This window comes from Nocardia sp. PE-7, assembly GCF_030486425.1.
Classification (GTDB): domain Bacteria; phylum Actinomycetota; class Actinomycetes; order Mycobacteriales; family Mycobacteriaceae; genus Nocardia; species Nocardia salmonicida_A.
The window spans coordinates 1,507,038-1,526,513 of the sequence record NZ_CP129614.1; the positions used below are offsets into that span (position 1 = coordinate 1,507,038).

The window sequence follows — 19,476 nt, forward strand, 5'->3', positions numbered from 1 at the left end:
GAGGATTCCCCCGCGTTCGGTTCGCTCACTTGGCCAGGTCGACGGTGTCCGATTCCTCGGCCGATGTGCTCACGCCCGCGTCGGCGAAGGTCGACATCTCGGCGAGGGTGGCGACGGCGGCCCGCAGGATCGGCAGGGCGGTGAGGGCGCCGGAGCCTTCGCCGAGACGCATCTCGAGATCGATCAGTGGAGTCAGGCGCAGGTGCTTCAAGGCCAGGTCGTGGGCGGGTTCGGTGGAGCGGTGGGCAGGCAGCCACCAGGCTTTCGCGCCCGCGGCGAGGTCTTCGGCGACCAGGGCGGCGGCGGTCACCACGACGCCGTCGAGCAGGACCGGGGTGCGGCGGATGGCGGCCTGGGCGAGGAAACCGGCCATCGCGGCGAAGTCGGCGCCCGCGGCGACGCGGAGCAGGTCGACCGGGTCGGTGGCCACCGGTCGCGCGCGGCGCATGCCGTCGCGGATCGCGGCGACCTTGCGAATCCAGCCCTTGTCGTCGACGCCGGTGCCGCGACCGACGGCGGCGACGGGTTCGGTGCCGGTGAGGATGGCGATGAGAACGGTGGCAGGGGTGGTGTTGCCGATACCCATGTCACCGGCGATGAGCAGATCGGCGCCCGCGTCGATCTCCTCGTCGGCGATCGCCCGGCCCGCGGCCAGCGCGGCGGTGACCTCGGCCTCGCTGAGGGCGTCCTCACGGTCGATCGAACCGCTCGCGCGGCGCACCTTGTGCTGGGACACCGAGGGCTCGGTGTCGCCGTCGACGGCGATATCGACGACCCGCACGGTCGCGCCCGCCACTGCGGCCAGTGCGTTCACGGCCGCGCCGCCCGCCAGGAAATTGGCCACCATCTGCGCGGTGACCTCACTCGGATACGCCGAGACGCCGTGCTTCGCCACCCCGTGATCGCCCGCGAACAGCACCACCCTGGCGCGTTCGAACTGCGCGGGCGGGCACACTCCCTGGCACGCGGCGACCCAGTTGCCGAGTTCCTCGAGCCGTCCCAGCGATCCGGCCGGTTTTGTGAGCTGCGTCTGGCGCTGCTCGGCCGCCGCGCGCACCTGCGCATCCGGGGCCGCGACCGGGTCGAATCCGTGAGTCACTGGCAAGCCTTTCGGAGGTGGTACATGGTGTTCGACGCTCATCTTGCCCGGATCACGGTGCGCGGCGCCGACCGACCCGGCTCATTTCAATCGAATCGGCAGCCCGGCGACGATGAGATAGGCCTCATCACACGCGTGCGCGAGACGCTGGTTGAGGGTGCCGATCTCGTCGCGGAACAGCCGCCCCGAGCGGGTCGCGGGGATGACACCCATCCCGACCTCGGGCGAGACGATCACCAGCCGCTGCCGATAGGCCGCGACGGCCGCGACGAGCTCGTCGCAGTCCGGGGCCACGGTGCCGCGCGGAGCATCCCACGCCATGCGGGCGTCGAGGCGGGCAGTGATCCAGGTGCCGATGTCGTCGAGCAGTGTCGCGGGCGTCTCGGTGGCGAGAACCGTTGCGGGTTCGGTGTTCTCGACGGTGGTCCAGTGCGCGGGACGACGATCGCGGTGGACGGCGATCCGGTCGGCGAAGTCGTGATCGGCGGCGTCGAGAACAGCGGTAGCCAGATAACGAACCGCGGGCGCGTCGGTCAGCAGGGCTTCGGCGTAGGCCGACTTGCCGGACCGCGCACCGCCGAGAACGAGGATGCGAGTGGACATCCGAGCACCGTAGCCGCCCGCCGATGTCGCGGGAACAGGGGTAACTCCCCGACTACGAAACGGAAAGAGCTTCCAGGATCATCGGGCGGGCGGTAGCGAGAGACTGTTGCCAGTACGGCCAGGTATGGGTGCCGTTGGTGAAGTCGACGCGGGCGGGGATGCCGAGGGCGGCGGTGCGGTCGCGGAAGGTGCTCGCCGTGATCACGGCGAATGCCTCGATCGCGGCCGCGTTGATCGTGTTACCGACGCCGCCCGGGAGGTCGAGGGGGCCGGGGACGCCGTTGCCGCTGGTCACGTACATCGGCAGGCCGCGCAGCAGTTCGGCCTGGACGGTGGCGTCGTTGCGACTCCACGCGGGATCGCCCGCGGCGCCCCACATGTCGTCGATATTGAAACGACCCTCATCGAACATGGCCGCGCGGATCACCGGGTTCCACATCGGGGCCGCCGGGTTGAGGAACCCGGAGAACGATCCGGCGAACCGGAACTGGTCGCGATGGTGGGCGGCCAGTGTCACGGCGGCATTGCCGCCCATGGAGACGCCGACGATGCCGTTGTTCGTGCGGGAGACGCCGTATCCGGCCAGGAAGTCGGGCAGTTCGCGGGTGAGGAACGTTTCCCACCTGTAGGTCGTCTTCTGGCCGTTGGTGCTGCTCGGCCGGTACCAGTCGGTGTAGAAACTGGAGTTGCCGCCGACCGGGAACACCAAAGTGACGTCGTCCCCGGCGAATTGGCGCAGTGCGTCGGTGTCGGTGGTCCACTGGCTGTGGTCGGCGGGGGCGCGCAGACCGTCGAGCAGATACAGCGCCGAACTGCCGCCGCGCGCCGCCCACTGCACCTGGACCTTGATCGGGCCCATGCTCGACGGCACGATCAGATCCTCGACACCGCCCGCGGGCGTCCGCGTCACCGGTGCCGCGATCGGCACGGCGACAGCCGCGTCCGTGCCGACCGACGACACGACCACGGCCGCCGCGACGATCGTGAGAGCTCTGCTCAGCCGACGAAAACTACCCCACCCAGCGTCAAACACCCTGCTAGCCGACCAGTTTCCGCTGATCGAGTCAAGCCGATTGTGCGGCATCACAGCATCCCGACAGCGCCGCACCGCGCCGCTCCAAACCGTCGCCGAAGCCGATGCGGAACGCGGAATTCCGCGGCGGAGTGACCGTCGGCTCAGCCGGCCGCGCCGAAGCGGCGACGGTATTCGGTGGGGGCGAGGCCGACCTGGCGTTGGAAGTGGTGGCGTAACAGGGCGCCGGAGCCGAAGCCGGACTCGTCGGCGATTCGCTCCAGGGGCATGCCGGTAGTTTCGAGCAGTTGCTTGGCGAACAGGACGCGCTGGGTGGTGAGCCACTTGACCGGGGTGGTCCCGGTCTCGGCGGCGAAGCGGCGCGCGAAGGTGCGGGTGGACATGCTGGAACGGGCCGCGAGTTCGTCGACGGTGTGCGGGTGGGCGAGGTTCTCGGTGAGCCACGCCAAGGTGGTGGACAGGCCGATGGAGCTGCACTCGGGGACCGGCTGTTCGATGAACTGGCGCTGACCGCCGTCGCGCTGCGGCGGGACGACCATGCGGCGCGCGATGCCGTTGGCGGCGGCGGTGCCGATCTCGCGGCGGACCAGGTGCAGGCAGGCGTCGATGCCCGCGGCGGTGCCCGCGCTGGTGATCAGGTTGCCCTCGTCGACGAACAGGACGTCGGGGTCGACGGTGGCATCGGGGAACATCGCCGCGAGGCGGTCGACATAACGCCAGTGGGTGGTGCACTTGCGGCCGTCGAGCAGACCGGCCGCGCCTGCCAGGAAGGCGCCCGAGCAGACGGTGAGCACGGTCGCGCCCGCGGCGGCGGCGCCGCGCACCGCGTCGAGCACCCGGTCGTCGTACTGGTCGATCGGGGAGGCGGGGATGGCGACCAGGTCGGCCTTCGCGAGTTGGTCGAGGCCGAACTCGGGGGTGACGGAGATGCCGGGGGTGGTGGAGCGCAGCGGCGTGCCGGGGTCGGCGCCGCAGACCCGGAAATCGAAGCCGGGCAGGCCGTCGGCGGTGCGATCGAGGCCGAAAACCTCACAGACCACGCCGAATTCGAACATGGCGAGCCGGTCGCTGAGGACCACGGCAACCTTCGAGAGCATGCCTCATCGTAGCTGGCTGAATCTTTACGCACAATGACAGAACAGCCACTTTCGGCTGAAAATCATCGAGCGCAAAATTACTGCCATGCTTACTTTTCTGATCGTCTTCGCCGTCATCATCGGACTCGCCGTCGTGATCGGTCGCGGCACCGCCGGAGCCACCGGGATCGTGGACCGCGACGCCCAGCGTATGGACGCCGAGCTCGACGCCATCGCAGGTTATGCCGACTACATCCGGACCGGTCACCACTGAAAACAACGATGCCGCCCCATCCGGAGGGATGAGACGGCATCGAGGAGTCGAGACGAACGTCAGACCGCGTCGCCGGGGCCGACCCGGGGCTTCGGAGCGCGCATCTTGCGGATCTGGGAGGCCCGCACGAAGGCGTACCAGCCGAGCTTGAATCCGGTATCGGTGGTGTCGGGGAAGCGTTCGATCACCCGGTTGCTCACGATCTTGCCGAGCACGAAGCCCTCGATGATCATGAAGACCATCATCACCAGCATCGCGAGCGTGACGATGGTCTGCAGGCCGGGGGCCACGAACATCGACAGAATCAGCACCAGCGCCATCGGCATGAACAGCCCGACCAGGTTGCGGCGGGCGTCCACCAGGTCGCGCACATACGCGCGGACCGGGCCCTGATCGCGGGGCAGCAGGTACTTGTCCTCGCCGGCCAGCATGCGCGCGCGGCGGTCCTGCACGGCGGCGCGGCGGTCGGCCGCGGCGGCCTTGCGGTCCTGTTTGGTGCCCTTGACGGCCTTGCGGCGGGCGCGGGCTTCCTTGGCGGTCAGCGGGGCGGGCGCGACCGGGCCGCGCCGCTTGCCTTCGGCCTCACGCCTTTTCGGCGTCGGCCTGCCCTTACCGGGGGTGGTCGAAGCGGTGGCGGCGGCCTGTTCGGAGCCCGACACCGACGGGTCGACGGACTCGTCGATGGTGCTGGACTCGTCGCGACGAAACAATTTCACGTTCACCAGGCTATTCGATGATGTCGAGCAGGGGGAAATGCGGTCCGCTCAGCGGTGAGCCCGGTCTCATCTCGCGCGGGCTACGACACAGATCACGCCGTCACAGGGCGTAGTGTGGGCACAAGCACCCAGGTGGCGTCTACTGGCTGCGCCGAGGGTGGCAAAATAGGAATAGCAGTTGCTGCGACAGCGTTGGAATCAGTCGTGCGCTGTGCACCTGAGGTCCGTTGACGGGCTGAGTCGAACTAGGAGTGTCCATGACTGTGCAGAACGAGACCGCCACCGAGACCCACGGTGCGACGTTGACCGACGCTGCCGCCATCAAGGCGAAGGCGCTGCTCGACCAGGAGGGTCGTGACGACCTTGCCCTGCGGATCGCCGTGCAGCCCGGTGGCTGTGCCGGTCTGCGATACCAGCTGTTCTTCGACGATCGCATTCTCGACGGTGACATCGTCGTCGAGTTCTCCGGCGTGAAGCTGGCCGTCGACCGCATGAGCGCCCCGTACATCGACGGCGCCTCGATCGACTTCGTCGACACCATCGAGAAGCAGGGCTTCACCATCGACAACCCGAACGCCACGGGTTCTTGCGCCTGCGGCGACAGCTTCAACTGACGTACGGCGCTGCGAGTTAGCGGCGCCGTCCTGGCCACGCCCGGGAATATGGTGGTTGCGTGGCGAGGTGGCGAACAGGTGAACCACAGGCGGTAGCGCTTGCTAACGTGGAAGTCCGGGATCCGGTGATCCCGGACTTCTTTGTTTTCCTACCTCTAGCGTCGAAGGGGCCCTGCCTCGTGCCTGTTGCCGTGTCCGCATCCATCGCCACCGATCACCTCATGCGCTTTCCCGGCCGGTTCGCCGATGCGCTGCTCGCTGATCAACTCGATCATGTGTCCCTGAGCTTCCTCGTCGACGATCTGCAGATCCGCCGTGGCGGAGTGGCGGGCAACATCGCCTACGCGATGGGGCTGCTCAAGCAGCGCCCGGTGCTCGTCGGTGCCGTCGGCGCCGATTTCGCCGAGTACCGGCAGTGGCTGGAGAACAGCGGCGTCGACTGCTCCGCGGTGCATGTCTCCGCGACGTCGCACACCGCGCGGTTCGTGTGCACCACCGATGAGACGATGGCGCAGATCGCGTCGTTCTATCCGGGTGCGATGAGCGAGGCGCGCGATATCGACATCGCCGCGATCGCCGCCGCGCATGACGTCGACCTGGTGCTGGTCGGGGCGAACGATCCCGACGCGATGGTCGCCCACACCCGCCAGGCCAAGGCGCAGGGCATCGCCTACGCCGCCGATCCGTCCCAGCAGCTGGCCCGCCTCGACGGCGAGCAGGCGAGCGAACTGATCGACGGCGCGGCCTACCTGTTCACCAACAAGTACGAGTGGGCCCTGCTGCAGCAGAAGACCGGTCTGAGCGAAGCCGACATCACCGCCAAGGTCGGCATCCGCGTCACCACGCTGGGCTCGGAAGGGGTGCTCGTGGTCGACGCCGATGGCACCGAGGTCCGCGTCGGCGTGGTGCCCGAGGTGGCCAAGGTCGACCCGACCGGCGTCGGCGACGGTTTCCGCGCGGGCTTCCTCACCGCCCACCGCGCCGGCCTGAGCCTGGAACGCGCCGCCCAGCTCGGCTCTCTGATCGCCGTGCTCATCCTGGAGACCACCGGCACCCAGGAGTGGACCCTCAACACCGAAGACGCGCTCGAGCGCCTCACCAAGGCCTACGGCAGCGACGCCGCCGACGAACTGTCTTCACTGCTCTGACCTACCGAACACGAACGCCCCCTGACTCTTTCGAGCCAGGGGGCGTTTTCGTGGGTTTACAGCGAGACCGGGTAGACCGGTTCTTGGATCTCGGGCTTGATGCGGTCCTCGACGAAGATGCCGTGCCAGACCATGAAGACCAGGACGGTCCAGAGGCGGCGGCTGTGGTCGGACAGGCCCGCTTTGTGGTCGCGGAGCATCTGGAGGATGGCCGGCTTGTTCAGCAGGTGATCGGTCTGGGACTCGGCGATCTGGGTTTCGGCCCAGTCGTAGAGCTCGGTGCCGCGCAGCCAGTGGCGCAGCGGGACCGGGAAGCCGAGCTTGGCGCGGTTGAGGACGTGATCGGGCACGATCCCGTCCAGAGCCTGGCGCAGCGCGTACTTCGAGGTCTCCTTGGTGATCTTCTGGTCGAACGGGATGCCCTCGGCGACGCGAAGGACCTCGCTGTCCAGGAACGGCACGCGCAGTTCCAGGGAGTTGGCCATGGTCATCTTGTCGGCCTTGACCAGGATGTCGCCGCGCAGCCAGGTGAACAGGTCGAGGTGCTGCATGCGCGCGACCGGGTCCCAGCCCGCGGACTGGGCGTAGATCGGGGCGGTGACGTCCTGGTGGGTCCACTCGGGACGGAAGTCGCGCAGGACCGCGCGCAACTGGGCGTCGTTGAAGCTGCGGGCATTGCCGTAGTAGCGGTCTTCGAGGCGCAGCGAACCGCGCTGCAGCAGCGACTTGCCGCGCCTGCCGTCGGGGATCTTGTCACCGAGCTTGCCGAGCAGCTTGCGCGCACCGGCGGGCAGGTACTCGAAAGGCTTGAGCGACAACGGTTCCCGATAGATCGTGTAGCCGCCGAACAGCTCGTCGGCGCCCTCGCCGGAGAGCACCACCTTGACGTGCTTGCGGGCTTCCTTGGCCACGAAGTACAGCGGGACCAGGGCGGGGTCGGCGACCGGATCGTCGAGGTACCAGACGATCTCGGGAATCGCGGCGGCGAACTCGGCGGGGGAGACCACCTTGACGATGTGGCGGGCGCCGATCAGCTCGGCGCTCTCGGCGGCCACGTCGACCTCGGAGTAGCCCTCGCGCTCGAAGCCGGTGGTGAAGGTGATCAGCTTCGGGTTGTGGCGCATGGCCAGCGCGGCGATGGCGGTGGAGTCGATGCCGCCGGACAGGAACGAACCGACGGTGACGTCGGCGCGCATGTGCTTGGCGACCGAGTCCTCGAGCGCCGCGGCGATCTCGGCGTAGCGGGCCTTCTCCGACCCCCCGGCGAACGGGCGAACGCGGAAGTCGGGGCGGAAGTAGCGGGTCGCGACCGGCTCCTGGCCGACCTTCACCGTGGCGTAGTTGCCGGATTCGAGGCGGCGGATATTGCGGTGCAGCGACTCGGGCTCCGGCACGTACTGCAGCACCGTGTAGTGCTCGAGTGCGCGCGGGTCCAGCTCGTCGGACACTCCGAGCGGGCTCAGCAGTTCCAGCAGGCTCTTCTTCTCGCTGGCGAAGGCGGTGCCGCCGGGGCCGGTCGCGATGAACAGCGGCTTGATGCCGAACGGATCGCGCGCGAGGAACAGCTCCGAGGTCTCGGTGTCCCAGATCGCGAAGGCGAACATGCCGCGCAGCTTGCGCACGGCCTCGGGGCCCCAGAAGTGGAAGGCGGCCACGATGGCCTCGCCGTCGCCGTCGGTGGCGAAGATCTTGCCCTCGGGGAATTCGGCGCCGTGCTCGGCGGCCAGCTGCTCGCGCAGTTCGAGGTAGTTGTAGATCTCGCCGTTGAAGGTCATCGCGTAGCGCTGCGGGTTGTCCGCGGGGCCCCAGCGCAGCGGCTGGTGCGAGTGCTCGATATCGATGATGGACAGGCGGTTGAACCCGAAGATCATGTGATCGTCGTGCCAGGTGCCCTTCTCGTCCGGGCCGCGATGCCGCTGGCAGTGCAGCGCGTCGTACACCTGATCGACCACCGCGGTCGTCGCGGTGTCAGCTGTCAGGAATCCGAGCAGTCCGCACACGGTGTCGCCCAACCTTCTCTCGTTCGATGATGGGGTGGCCACAAACGGGCCGAAACGCTGTGTCCGAGTATGCCGCACACCTGCCCGACACGCCGCGCTCGCCCGCTCGCTCGGGGTGCGCGGCAACCGGATAAGAGTCAAACCCCAGGTCGCGACGATCCAGGCGGTCACGGCGGAGTGTCGAAAGTGACCCCGCGACAAGACAGTGCCCGCTTTGGTCTACGCTGCGTAGTACTCAGGTCCTTCTCAGGTGTGCAGGCGTCACAGCGGCAATACTTCGGGACGGCCTGAAACTGCTTTGAAGAGGTGTCGAACGGGCGAATCGCCGCCCGGACGACGCAATGTGTCGGAATGTGTGGCGACCAGGAAGGCGTGAGCGTGGCGCACAAGGCGAGCGAAGAGATCGGGGCACGACCCGTTAAGGGTCGGCAGGGCCGGATCCTTCGGCGGGCCGGGCTGGCGGTGTCCTTGGGGATCACCGCGATGCTCGTCTCGGGCTGCTCGATCGACAATGTTTGGCTCCGGTTCGGCTGGCCATCGGGTATCACCCCGCAGGCCACCCGGATGCGCGAGCTGTGGACCTGGTCGGTGCTGGCCGCGCTCGCCATGGGCGTGCTGGTCTGGGGTCTGACCTTCTGGACGATCATCTTCCACCGCAAGCGCAAGAACTCCCCGGAGTTCCCGCGTCAGACCGGGTACAACGTGTCGCTGGAGCTGACCTACACGGCGATCCCGTTCGTGATCATCGCGGTGCTGTTCTACTTCACCGTGGTCGTGCAGAACTACGTGCACGAGAAGACCGACAACCCGGATGTCACCGTGGACGTGACCGCCTTCCAGTGGAACTGGAAGTTCGGCTACCGCAACATCAACAATGTCGGCGGTCTCACCTGGAACGGCATCGACACCGAGAAAGAGCTGCTGAACGAAGAGCAGCTCGCCGAGTACCGAGAGCTGAAGAACGACAAGGGTCACCCGCAGCCGGGTCCGTTGCACGGCAAGCCGGCCAACGACATCCTCTCGTACCTGCACTACGACAAGGTCGAGACCTACGGCTCCAGCGAAGAGATTCCGGTCCTGGTGCTGCCGACCGGCAAGCGCATCGAGTTCCAGCTCGCCGCCGCCGACGTGATCCACGCCTTCTGGGTGCCGGAGTTCCTGTTCAAGCGCGACGTGATGCCGAACCCGAAGGAAAACCAGTCCGACAACGTCTTCCAGATCTCCGAGATCGAGAAGGAAGGCGCGTTCGTCGGCCGCTGCGCCGAGATGTGCGGCACCTATCACTCGATGATGAACTTCGAGGTCCGCGCGGTGACGCCGGAGAAGTACGCCAAGTACATGCAGGCGCGCATCGAGGGCAAGACCAACGGTGAGGCGCTGGCATCGATCGGCGAGTCGCCGGTGGCCACCTCCACGTACCCCTTCAACACCAAGCGCGATGCCAAGAGCGCTTCGGTGAACGAGAGCAAGTGAGGATTCTGATATGAGGATCGAAGCGCGGATCTTCGAACTGCTCACGGCCTTCTTCATCCTGGTGGGCATCGTCTACGGGTTCTTCACCGCGCAGTCGCGCACCGGCATCGAGTGGGCAGGCACCACCGCGATCGTGCTGACCGCGGGCCTGTCGCTGATCATCGGCACCTACTTCCGGTTCGTCGCGCGCCGCATCGACCTGCGGCCCGAGGACTACGAAGAGGCCGAGATCGTGGACGGCGCCGGTGACCTGGGCTTCTTCTCGCCCGGTAGCTTCTGGCCCATCCTGCTCGCGGCCGCTGGTTCGGTCACCGCGCTGGGCCTGGCGTTCTTCCAGTTCTGGCTGATCGGCCTCGGCGTGGTGCTCGTGCTCGCCGCCGCAGCCGGCCTGGTGTTCGAGTACTACCTGGGTGCCGAAAAGCACTGAATTATCGGAGCGCTGGCGCGCTCGAGTCGCGGCCCTGATTGCCCTGACGAAAAACGACCCGAGACTCGCACCTGCGGTGCATTGTCTCGGGTCGTTTTTCCTCGGGGCGGCCGCGACGCTCGCTGCGCTCGCGATGCCTCCCCGAGGTCGACCCCGCGGGGTTGCGTTGCGCGAAATAAGAAGGCCCCCACCGTTTCAGGTGAGGGCCTTCTTCGTCTGTCAGCTACACGCTGTAGCGCAAGGCCTGTTCCGAGCGGCAGATGTCGTCGATGCCTGAGACGATCTCGCGCAGCTGCTCCGAGGGCAGGGCCGAAGGGCGCAGGCGGCAGGTGAAGGTGATCAGGCCGTAGTCGGCGGGGGTGAGGCCACGGGCGGCGGCTTCGGCGCGCAGGTACTCCGAGCGCACGCCGTAGGTCATCGCGGAGATGACGGTGAAGCAGCCCGAGCGTTCCCGGTGGGCCGAGAACAGGTCGTGCAGGCCGTAGAAGACCGAACCGTAGTTGGCCAGGGGAGCGAACACGCCCACCCGGTAGGCGGGGCCGCGCTCGGAGGAATTGATGACGGTGTCGGCCAGGTACTCGGCATCGCGCATCGTGAGCACCTTCGGCGCGAACATCAGCGCGCCCGCCGCCGCGTTGCGGACCGGCATGCCCGCGCGTCCGCCCGCCGCGGACGCGATGGCGCCCAACGACTTGCGGGTACGGGTGCCGACCTCACGCCGGGCCCGCAGGCCACGGGTGGGGGCGGTGGGATACAGACTCGACCACTGACCGAAGCGCACGGCGCCGAGGGTCACCTGGCCGGCACCGACAGGGCGTGCCACCTTCAGCGGGGCGGTGTCGACCCAGCGGCCGACCTGGAGGGCCGCGCTGCCGGGGTTGGTGATCTCGTTGGTGGCGTGCTCGACGAAGGAGTCGAAGTCGAGGAACCGGTCGGCGTCGGTGGTGAGCATGGTGTGGTCCTTGTCGACCTCGACCACATCGAGAGTGAGGGCGGTGATGATGCCCGCGCGACCGCCCGCGCCCAGAAGACGGTGGAAACGCTCGGTGTGATGGCCGCGCCCGCAGGTGCCGATCCGGCCGTCGGGGTCGACGTACTCGAGGTCGACGATCTGGTCGATGAACATGCCGTAGCGGTGCGAGGCGGTGCTCACCCCACCGACGGAGGCGAACCCGCCCGCGGTGATGTCGCGATGATCGCCGACCACCGGCAGGCCGAGACCGTGCGCGCCGAGGCGGCGGTCGATCTCGGACAGCTTCGCGCCCGCCTGCACCCGCACGGTGCGCCTGCCCAGGTTGATGTCGAGCACCGAGTTCATCTTGCGTAGGGAGAGCACGCCGCGCTGATCGGCCAGGCCGAAGGACTCTTCGGTCTGTTCACCGCCGCGCACCGTCAACCGTTCCGACCGACCGCGTGAATCACGCACAGTGCGAACGACATCCGCCGTGTCGGTGGGGAGATATTCTTCGGAGATGACGGTATGCGGCGTGCCCATGACCGCATAGCTAACCACAGGTGGGCGGTTCTTGCGCAGGGTACTTCGCACCTATTTCCGCGTGGGCGCGAGTTGCTTGGTGAACAGGACTTTTCCGGTCGCGTCGCACAAGTTGACGGTCATTTCTCCGGTGCGTCCGTCGATTCTCACCTCACCGAAGTGCTGGTACTCCGGGTCCAGCGGGGAGGCGTTGGGCGTGGGCGGCGCGTGGACGTAGACCGCTTCGGGCCCGAAGGTGGGGTCGAGGGGGTTGGGGCCGAACGCGCCGGCGTTGAGCGGGCCGGAGACGAACTCCCAGAACTCGTCGAAATCGGTGAAGGCGGCGCGGGCGGGAGAGTAGTGGTGCGCGGCGGTGTAGTGGACGTCGGCGGTGAGCCAGACGACATCGGCGACCCTGTTCGCCTTGATCGCCGAGAGCACCTGGGCGATCTCGGCCTCGCGACCCGAGGGTGCGCCGGGGGCGGCGTTGGCGGGGCCTTCGAAGGCGGTCTTGCCGTCGGGCACGACAACGCCGAGCGGCAGATCGGCGGCCACGATCTTCCAGGTGGCTGTGGAATCCCTCAGACCCTCGGTGAGCCACGCGATCTGGGCGGCGCCGAGGATCTGACCCCGGGGCGCGGTATTGGCCGTGTTGGCGTCCTTGTAGGCGCGCATGTCCAGGACGAACACGTCGAGCAGCGGGCCGTAGGAGATCTTGCGGTAGAGACGGCCGTCGACGGCTTCCTTCGGCTCCAAGGGCATCCACTCGTGGAAGGCCTGCCAGGACCGCGTCGCGAGGGTGTCCATGCTGCGCTCGGTGTAGCCCTTGTCGGCGGCGACCGTCCCGCCGGGCGACCAGTTGTTGGTGGTCTCGTGATCGTCCCACTGGACGATCTGGGCGACGGTGGCGTTGAACCGGCGGTAGTTGTCGTCGGTGAGGTTGTAGGCGTAGTTGCCGCGGAACTGGTCGAGGGTTTGCGCGGGAGCGTTCTTCGCCTCGGTGGTGATGTTCTTCCAGACCCGGCCGTCGGGCAGCGTCACGGACTCCGCGAGGGCGTTGTCGGCGTAGATGCAGTCGCCGGAGTGCAGGAACAGGTGCGGGTCGCGGGCGGCCATGGTGGAGAACACCTTCATGCCGCCGAGGTCGGGGTTGATGCCGAAACCCTGGCCGGCGACATCACCGGACCACAGCAGCGAGATGTCGGAGGGCGCGGTCGGCGCCGTGCGGAAGACGCCGGTGAGAGTCTCCGAGCTCGCCCCGTCCTCCCCGTCGAGGCGCACCCGGTAGTGCACGAGTTGCCCCGCGGGCAGGCCGTTCACCCGCACGCGCCCGGTGCCATCGGTGGCCGGGGTGAGCAGCGGCCCGGTGAATCGCTTGACGTCGCTGAACTTCTCGGTCGCCGAGGTCTCCACCACCAGCGTGGCGGGCCGATCCGACCGAGCCCAGATCAGCGCGCCGTCGCTACGCGGATCACCGACGGCGATCCCGTGCGTGAGCGCGGGCCGGGCCCGCACCAGCGTGGGCCCGTCGTCACCGCAGGCCACCAGGGCAGGAGCAGTCACCACACCGAGTGCGGTGGCGCGCAGCAGTGTGCGCCGAGACATCGCGAAATCCGAGACAGCCATGAGCCTCACGGTGCGCCATCGGTCGTAACACCCGGTCGTTGGCAAGGCAACGGAACATGAACGATGCCGTACGACGGGCCGAACTCGGCTGAGTGTCTAGAGCCCTGCTGCGGCGGCGGTTTCGGGGTACCAGCGGGTGCATTCGGCGCGGAGGGGGACGGCGGTGTGGAGTTGGCACAGGACCGCTACGCCGCCGAGGAAGGAGCGGAGGATGGGGGTGTGGCCGGGGGGCATCGTCAGTTGGCGCAGGACGTTGGAGAGGCGCAGGTCGGTGGCCAGGCGGACCTGTTCGCGCAGCCAGGCGGCCGAGAGCGGGTAGGTGGGGGCGAGGAGGGCTTCGCGGACCGGTTGCAGGCGGGCGGCGACGGTGGTGATGTCGAGCTCGCGGCCAGGGGCCACGAAGCCGTGGCGGCGCATGGCGGCCTCGAGGTCGGCGGGGGAGTCGGCGATGACGGCAGCGCCGATATCGCTCGCCACGTCGAGGAAGGTGGCGGGCCACGGGGTGCAGGCGCCGAAGTCGACGACACCGAGGCGGCCGTCGGGCATGCGAAGGAAGTTGCCGGGGTGGGGGTCGCCGTAGACCAGGGCGGCGCGGGCGGGGGCGGAGAACAAGAAGCGCATGATGAGCACGCCGAGGCGATCGAGTTCGTCGGCGTTGCCGCGAACGATCAACCGGGACAGGGGAACGCCGTCGAGCCATTCGGTGACCAGGACGTCGCCGCGCTGGGCGATCACCCGGCTCACCACCACGTCAGGGTCGTCGGCGAACGCGGTGGCGAAGGCGCGCTGGTTCACGGCCTCACGGGCGTAGTCGAGTTCGTCGCGGATCTCGTCGCACAGCGCCTCGACCACCGGGCGGGTATCGGCGCCGGGCAGCAGCGCGGTGAACAGCGGGGTCGCGCGACGCAGAGCTTGCAGGTCGGCCAGTACCGCGCGGCGGGAACCGGGATACATCACCTTGACCGCCACCTGGGTGCCGTCGTGCCAGCGAGCGCGGTGGACCTGGCCGACCGAGGCGGCGGCGGAGGCGCGGTCCTCGAATTCGAGGAACAGCGAGCGCCAGTGCGGGCCCAGATGGGCGGCGAGTTCCGCGTGGACCGCGCCGGGCAGCATCGCGGGCGCCGAATCGTGCAAGCGAGCCAGGGCTTGGCGGTACGGCTCGGCCAGATCGGGAGCAAGCCCGAGTTCGAGCAGGCCGAGGAGTTGGCCCAGTTTCGCGACGCAGCCCTTGAGTTCGCCGAGCACTTGGAAGAGGTGTTCGGCGGTGCGCACGCGGATGTCGCGGTCCACGTCGGCGGGGTCGCGGCCCGCGGCGCGTTTGCCGAAGCCTGCGATGCGCCGACCCGCGTAGGCGACCGGGACCGCGGCCAAGCGGGCGCTGCGTACTACCCGGCCGGTGGGTGGATTGCCGTCGCGCGGTGTCGTACGGCGGGTGAACGCCATGACGCGACCCTCGTCGGATTCGCCTCCGGCCATGCCTACCTCGCTGTCCGCCGACGCCCGCCACCTCTGGTGGCCCACCCGCCCATCGGCTCGTGCCTGGCACAGGGTATCAATCGGGCGCGCGGGTGTCCGGGCAACGACAGTCGATCGCGCAGACCGTCCAGTCGATCAGCGCGTGACCAGGTTTCGGCTCAGCTCGCCTTGGTCTCGGGAATCCGGGTGGCGTCGAGCTGGTTGTCGGTCGGGGCGACGCCCTTCTTGAGGCTGTGCGCGTAGACATCGACGTATTCCTGGCCGGTGAGGCGCATCAGTTCGTACATCACCTCGTCGGTGACGGCGCGCTCGACGAAGCGGTTGCCGCTCATGCCCTCGTAGCGCGAGAAATCGAGGGGCGCACCGAACTTCAGGGTGACCTTCTGACGACGCCACTTGAACGGTCCGGGCGGGCTCACCTTGTCGGTGCCGATCACCGCGACCGGGATCACCGGGACGCCGGTCTCGAGCGCGAGCCGCGCCATGCCGGTTTTGCCCTTGTAGAGGCGGCCGTCGGGGGAGCGGGTGCCCTCGGGGTACAGGCCGACCAGTCGGCCCTCGTCGAGGAGCTTGGTGGCCGCGTTGAGCGCGTCCTCGGCGGCCGAGGCGCCGCTGCGGTCGATCGGGTACTGGCCGGTGCCGCTGAAGAAGAACTTCTGCAGGCGGCCCTTGAAGCCGGGGGTGGTGAAGTACTCGGCCTTGGCCAGGTAGTTGATCCGGCGCGGGCTCAGCAGGGGAGCGAAGAGCCAGTCGGAGAAGGAGAGGTGATTACCCGCCATGATGGCCGGGCCGTCGGTCGGGATGTTCTCGACCCCTTCGACCTCGGGCCGGTTGTACATGTGCATGAACGGTCCCACGAGAACGAACTTGAGCAGCCAGTAGAACATGGCGTCCTTTCCCCAGGGACCGGGATAATTGTGTAGAGCCTCGTCGGACAACGACTTTACCGCTGGTCGCAGGTCACAACCAACCCAGGATGGTAGCTGGAGCACATGCCTGTGACCCTTATCTCGCTGCGCGACCGGCCACCGGCGTGTCGATCGCCGCCCTGGCCAACTCCGCTGCGCCGATCATTCCCGCTGCCTCTCCGAGCTGGGTGGTACGCAGTCTGGCCAGCGGCCGATGCCCGGCTCCGGTGACCGCGCTCGCGTAGTGTTCGCGGGCCTCGTCGAGGAACAGCGGCGCCGAACTGCTCACGCCACCCGCGATCACCACGAGGTCGGGATCGAACAGATCGCTGACGAAAGCGAGGCCGAGTCCGAGCCAGCGGGCGAAGTCGGCCATCACCCGCACCGCCAGCGGGTCGCCGTCCTGGGCGGCGTTCGCGACCCGTCGGCCGGTGAGCGAGCCGGGATCGCGGATCACGTCCCGGGCCAGCACCGAGCGCACGGGGTCGGTGGCGAGCATTTCGATGGCGGTGTCGGCCAGCGCCGTTCCACTGCAGTAGCGCTCCCAGCAGCCGTGTTTGCCGCAGGGGCACGCGCGGCCCTCGGGGACGACCTGGAGATGGCCGAGTTCGGGGGCGATGCCGTGGCTGCCGCGATAGAGCCGACCGTCGATGAGCAGCGCGGCGCCGATGCCGGTGCCGATCGCGACGAGCACCACCGTCTGCCCGCCCGCCGCCGCGCCGAAGCGGTACTCGGCCCAGCCCGCGGCGTTCGCGTCGTGTTCGAGGAGCACCGGCAGGCCCAGACGCGCGGTGAGCCGTTGCGCGACGGGGGCGTTCTGCCACGGCAGGTGCGGGGCGAACAGGACCGTCGATTGATCCGTGGAGATGAAACCGGCGACGGCGAGCCCGACCGCCGCGATCGGATGGCGCCGGGCGAGCTCGCGCACCGAGCGGTCGATCGCGTCCTCGAGCGCCCGCGCCGAATGCGGGGTCGGCGCCTGCACGGTGTCGAGCACCTCGCCCTCGGCGTCGACCACCGAGGCGCGAATGTTCGTGCCACCCACGTCGATGCCGACGGTGAGCAGGTGTTGAGGGTCGATCCGGCTGGTCATCCCCGGATCGTCACCGGAATGTCGACATAGTGCGAGCGTGGCGCGCGAGCGGTGGCCGAACGATCCTCGGTGGTGGCGAAAGCGCCTGTGCCCGACGCGTTCGCGACGGCATCGGCCGATTCGGGGGCGATGTGGGGGGCCTGCGGGGTGCGGGAGGTGCGTGGCGCGGAGTACTCGTCGACCCGGCGCGGGCGCGGGGCGCCGGCAGCGTTCTTGCGGGACGTGCCCCGCCTCGGACCGCCGTCGGCGTCGGCTTGCGCGGCGGCGGCGTGCTCCCGCTGGCCGGATGCGGGGTGCTCACCCGAGGGACCCGCTGCGGTGGGATCGGGAGCAGGGCGTGCCGCACGTACTCGGGCGCCGGGGCCGTCGGTCGAATCCGGGTGGCCCGCAGCGTGATCGGCCCACTCCGGGGGCAGGACCGGTTCCACGGGGATGCCCGCGAGGGCTTCGCGCAGGACCGTCACCAGGGAGGTGCCGTGTTCGGCGAGGGCCGCGACGACGTCGTGGTGGTCGCCGCGCACCAGGGCCGCGGCCGCGCAGACCGGGCACCAGGCGCAGCCGCCCAGGTCGGCTCGGCCGTCGGCGGCGGTGCGGCGCAGCACCGGTTCGACGCGGGCGAGTAGGACTTCGGAGAGTAGGCGCAGCTCCTCGGTGAACTCGGCGAAGCCGTCGTGGCCGTGACGCTCGGACTGGGAGTCAGTGCTCATCTGCGGTGGCCTTCGTGTAGTTCGGATCGGCGGGCCACACCCGCGGATCGGGCCGGAAGCGGACCACGAGGTGACCGGTATCGAGTTCGGCGCCCGCCACCGTGCAGCGGCGCAGCACCGGCGCGAGCCGTACGCGTGTGCGTACCCCGTCGGCTCCCACGATCAGATCGTCCTCCACTCGGCCCAGCCGCAAGGTGCCGGGATCGACCACCGGTAGCCGCATCCGCATCGCGTACACGGAGTCGACACCGGAGCCGGACTCCCATCGAACCACCGGTTCCCCCGATTCCGTGCCCTGCGCGTGTGGGGCGGGCGGCGTGTCGACCGAATGCGAGAACGCCGACAGCGAATTCACCCCCACCGGTTCGGCACCGGCGTGCTGGGCGATCAGAATCGGGACGTCGGTGAGTTGTTCGTGGAGCCGGGCCACCACTTCGAGTTGCTCGGCGCGGCGGTTGAGGTACCAGTGCACGGCCGGGTGGGCGTCGTCGCCGGGCGGCGGCACCGGGGCCAGCACCTTGTTCACCACCACCGCGTCCATCCGCAGGCCGAGCAGCGCGGCCGCCGACCGCACCCGTCGCGCCTCGGCGACGGCGACCTGTTCGGGGCCGGTGATCAGGCGGGCGCTGGTGCGAGTGCGGTCGGCGAGCAGGTCGCGAACCTGGGTCACCGCCACCACGATCCGTTCGACCGCGGCCGCGAGCACCGCCTTGCGCAGGTCGAGCCCGATCGCGCTCATCGTGCGCGCGTGCTCGGGCCAGAGCCGTTCGAGGTAGTTGAGCATCGTGTCGGGGGCGGTGACGATGCGCAGCATGTCGGCCGAGGGCGGGCAATCGACGACGATGACGTCCCAGTCGTTCTCCTCGGCGTACTGGCCGATCTCGACCAGCATCAACAGTTCCTGCACACCGGGCAGTCCGGTCAGTTCGGCCGGGTCGAGCGCCGCCAGGTCGAAGCCGTGATCGTGGCCGCCGCCCGTGGCCAGCATCGCCACCACATCGCGGAAACGGTCTTCGAGCAGGGCGAGGGAGTCGATCTCGATCACTTCGATACCGGGTGCCACCATGGCCACTCCGGCGACGGTGCCCGGATCGTGCGGGAAACGGAAACCGAGCGCGTCGCCGAGCGAATGGGCCTGATCCAGCGAGGCGATCAGCACACGCTGACCCGAGCGGGCATAGGCCATGCTCGTCGCGCAGGCCAGCGTCGTCTTCCCGACACCACCCTTGCCGACGAACAGTTCGACGCGGGTACCGCCCGGGGCGCTCAGCCTTCGACCCGCTTCTTCAGCTCGTTGAGCGCGGTATCGGTGATGACCTTCTCGGCTTTGCGTTTGAACATGCCGATCATCGGGATGTTCAGGTCGACGGTGAGCTCGTAGACCACCTCGGTGCCGCCGCCGGGCCGGTCGAGCAGTTCGTAGCTGCCGTCCTGGGCTTTCTGCAGGTCACCGCTGAGCAGGCGCCACGACACGGCTTTGCCGTCGTCCCGCCAGGTGTAGGACAGCACGTAGGTGTCCTTGACGACGCCCGCGTCGAGCACGAACCGGGCGGTGGCCGCGCGGTCCTGCGGGTCCCGCTCGATGACCTCCACCGACTTCGCGGCAGCCACCCACTCCGGATAGGACTCCAGATCCGCGATGACGGCCATCACCTGCTGCGACGGTGCGTCGATCAGGATCGATCTCTGAGTCCGGTCAGCCATGGCGCCCAAGCCCTCTTCTCTGGTT

Annotated in this window: 19 protein-coding genes; 5 read left to right on the top strand and 14 right to left on the bottom strand. The window is 68.6% G+C overall.

From position 1 onward, the window contains the following. Positions 1–25: 25 nt before the first annotated feature. The 4 genes from cobT to QX204_RS07105 all read right to left on the bottom strand — a co-directional run bounded on the left by cobT (position 26) and on the right by QX204_RS07105 (position 3,832). Positions 26–1,099, bottom strand: coding sequence for a nicotinate-nucleotide--dimethylbenzimidazole phosphoribosyltransferase (cobT, locus tag QX204_RS07090; RefSeq protein ID WP_301905770.1), 1,074 nt, complete (start codon positions 1,097–1,099; stop codon positions 26–28). An 81-nt stretch (positions 1,100–1,180) separates the two neighbouring features. Beyond that, positions 1,181–1,702: a bifunctional adenosylcobinamide kinase/adenosylcobinamide-phosphate guanylyltransferase gene (cobU, locus tag QX204_RS07095; protein ID WP_301905771.1), complete on the bottom strand. Its 522-nt coding sequence runs from the start codon at positions 1,700–1,702 to the stop codon at positions 1,181–1,183. A gap of 52 nt (positions 1,703–1,754) precedes the next feature. Then, on the bottom strand, positions 1,755–2,735 hold the full coding sequence (locus QX204_RS07100; RefSeq protein WP_301905772.1) for an alpha/beta hydrolase: 981 nt from the start codon (positions 2,733–2,735) through the stop codon (positions 1,755–1,757). Positions 2,736–2,878: 143 nt separating this feature from the next. Beyond that, complete coding sequence (locus QX204_RS07105; protein WP_301905773.1) at positions 2,879–3,832, bottom strand: helix-turn-helix domain-containing protein; 954 nt, start codon at positions 3,830–3,832, stop codon at positions 2,879–2,881. Between the two features lie 85 nt (positions 3,833–3,917). Here QX204_RS07105 and QX204_RS07110 point away from each other — a divergent pair, with 85 nt between their 5' ends. Beyond that, positions 3,918–4,085 carry a hypothetical protein gene (locus QX204_RS07110; RefSeq protein ID WP_301905775.1) on the top strand — a complete coding sequence of 56 codons (168 nt, stop codon included), beginning with the start codon at positions 3,918–3,920 and terminating at the stop codon, positions 4,083–4,085. Between the two features lie 59 nt (positions 4,086–4,144). On the opposite strand, the gene QX204_RS07115 is transcribed toward QX204_RS07110, so the two are convergent. Next, positions 4,145–4,744: a DUF3043 domain-containing protein gene (locus tag QX204_RS07115; protein WP_301907934.1), complete on the bottom strand. Its 600-nt coding sequence runs from the start codon at positions 4,742–4,744 to the stop codon at positions 4,145–4,147. Positions 4,745–5,058: 314 nt separating this feature from the next. Here QX204_RS07115 and QX204_RS07120 point away from each other — a divergent pair, with 314 nt between their 5' ends. After that, a complete protein-coding gene (locus QX204_RS07120) occupies positions 5,059–5,415 on the top strand; it encodes a HesB/IscA family protein (RefSeq protein WP_067459056.1) in 357 nt (118 codons plus the stop codon). Positions 5,416–5,594: 179 nt separating this feature from the next. Further along, entirely contained in the window at positions 5,595–6,563 is a 969-nt protein-coding gene (locus tag QX204_RS07125; protein ID WP_301905776.1) for a carbohydrate kinase family protein, read from the top strand. 56 nt (positions 6,564–6,619) lie between these two features. Here the strand turns inward: QX204_RS07125 and asnB are convergent, their stop codons facing one another. Next, positions 6,620–8,563, bottom strand: coding sequence for an asparagine synthase (glutamine-hydrolyzing) (gene asnB, locus QX204_RS07130; RefSeq protein ID WP_301907935.1), 1,944 nt, complete (start codon positions 8,561–8,563; stop codon positions 6,620–6,622). 378 nt (positions 8,564–8,941) lie between these two features. On the opposite strand from asnB, the gene QX204_RS07135 reads away from it, so the two are divergent. Continuing rightward, positions 8,942–10,036 carry an aa3-type cytochrome oxidase subunit II gene (locus tag QX204_RS07135; protein WP_301907936.1) on the top strand — a complete coding sequence of 365 codons (1,095 nt, stop codon included), beginning with the start codon at positions 8,942–8,944 and terminating at the stop codon, positions 10,034–10,036. A gap of 10 nt (positions 10,037–10,046) precedes the next feature. Then, positions 10,047–10,463: a cytochrome c oxidase subunit 4 gene (locus QX204_RS07140; protein ID WP_101463622.1), complete on the top strand. Its 417-nt coding sequence runs from the start codon at positions 10,047–10,049 to the stop codon at positions 10,461–10,463. A gap of 223 nt (positions 10,464–10,686) precedes the next feature. Here QX204_RS07140 and QX204_RS07145 read toward each other — a convergent pair whose 3' ends face one another. The 8 genes from QX204_RS07145 to QX204_RS07180 form a co-directional block, all read right to left on the bottom strand. Then, positions 10,687–11,958 carry an FAD-binding oxidoreductase gene (locus QX204_RS07145; RefSeq protein ID WP_301905777.1) on the bottom strand — a complete coding sequence of 424 codons (1,272 nt, stop codon included), beginning with the start codon at positions 11,956–11,958 and terminating at the stop codon, positions 10,687–10,689. Between the two features lie 51 nt (positions 11,959–12,009). Next, positions 12,010–13,563: an alkaline phosphatase D family protein gene (locus QX204_RS07150; RefSeq protein ID WP_301905778.1), complete on the bottom strand. Its 1,554-nt coding sequence runs from the start codon at positions 13,561–13,563 to the stop codon at positions 12,010–12,012. A 96-nt stretch (positions 13,564–13,659) separates the two neighbouring features. Beyond that, positions 13,660–15,039 (bottom strand): ABC1 kinase family protein, encoded by a 1,380-nt coding sequence (locus QX204_RS07155; protein ID WP_301905779.1) that lies wholly within the window; start codon positions 15,037–15,039, stop codon positions 13,660–13,662. A gap of 158 nt (positions 15,040–15,197) precedes the next feature. Then, positions 15,198–15,926, bottom strand: coding sequence for a lysophospholipid acyltransferase family protein (locus QX204_RS07160; RefSeq protein ID WP_056816594.1), 729 nt, complete (start codon positions 15,924–15,926; stop codon positions 15,198–15,200). A gap of 118 nt (positions 15,927–16,044) precedes the next feature. Further along, positions 16,045–17,040, bottom strand: coding sequence for an ROK family protein (locus QX204_RS07165; RefSeq protein ID WP_301905780.1), 996 nt, complete (start codon positions 17,038–17,040; stop codon positions 16,045–16,047). Then, positions 17,037–17,747, bottom strand: coding sequence for a hypothetical protein (locus QX204_RS07170; RefSeq protein ID WP_301905782.1), 711 nt, complete (start codon positions 17,745–17,747; stop codon positions 17,037–17,039). Before QX204_RS07170 ends, QX204_RS07165 begins: the two co-directional genes overlap by 4 nt. Continuing rightward, a complete protein-coding gene (locus tag QX204_RS07175; RefSeq protein ID WP_301907937.1) occupies positions 17,737–19,017 on the bottom strand; it encodes an ArsA family ATPase in 1,281 nt (426 codons plus the stop codon). The genes QX204_RS07170 and QX204_RS07175 overlap by 11 nt, the downstream gene beginning before the upstream one ends. Continuing rightward, entirely contained in the window at positions 19,014–19,451 is a 438-nt protein-coding gene (locus tag QX204_RS07180) for an SRPBCC family protein (RefSeq protein ID WP_301905783.1), read from the bottom strand. The genes QX204_RS07175 and QX204_RS07180 overlap by 4 nt, the downstream gene beginning before the upstream one ends. Between the last annotated feature and the right edge of the window lie 25 nt (positions 19,452–19,476).

Bases quoted from the DNA above. Each gene is read 5' to 3' on its own strand.
- cobU (WP_301905771.1), bottom strand. From the start codon at position 1,702: ATGTCCACTCGCATCCTCGTTCTCGGCGGTGCGCGGTCCGGCAAGTCG.
- QX204_RS07180 (WP_301905783.1), bottom strand. From the start codon at position 19,451: ATGGCTGACCGGACTCAGAGATCGATCCTGATCGACGCACCGTCGCAG.
- QX204_RS07165 (WP_301905780.1), bottom strand. From the start codon at position 17,040: ATGACCAGCCGGATCGACCCTCAACACCTGCTCACCGTCGGCATCGAC.
- QX204_RS07150 (WP_301905778.1), bottom strand. From the start codon at position 13,563: ATGGCTGTCTCGGATTTCGCGATGTCTCGGCGCACACTGCTGCGCGCC.
- QX204_RS07160 (WP_056816594.1), bottom strand. From the start codon at position 15,926: ATGTTCTACTGGCTGCTCAAGTTCGTTCTCGTGGGACCGTTCATGCAC.
- QX204_RS07110 (WP_301905775.1), top strand. From the start codon at position 3,918: ATGCTTACTTTTCTGATCGTCTTCGCCGTCATCATCGGACTCGCCGTC.
- QX204_RS07105 (WP_301905773.1), bottom strand. From the start codon at position 3,832: ATGCTCTCGAAGGTTGCCGTGGTCCTCAGCGACCGGCTCGCCATGTTC.
- QX204_RS07120 (WP_067459056.1), top strand. From the start codon at position 5,059: ATGACTGTGCAGAACGAGACCGCCACCGAGACCCACGGTGCGACGTTG.
- QX204_RS07145 (WP_301905777.1), bottom strand. From the start codon at position 11,958: ATGGGCACGCCGCATACCGTCATCTCCGAAGAATATCTCCCCACCGAC.
- QX204_RS07140 (WP_101463622.1), top strand. From the start codon at position 10,047: ATGAGGATCGAAGCGCGGATCTTCGAACTGCTCACGGCCTTCTTCATC.
- QX204_RS07170 (WP_301905782.1), bottom strand. From the start codon at position 17,747: ATGAGCACTGACTCCCAGTCCGAGCGTCACGGCCACGACGGCTTCGCC.
- QX204_RS07155 (WP_301905779.1), bottom strand. From the start codon at position 15,039: ATGGCCGGAGGCGAATCCGACGAGGGTCGCGTCATGGCGTTCACCCGC.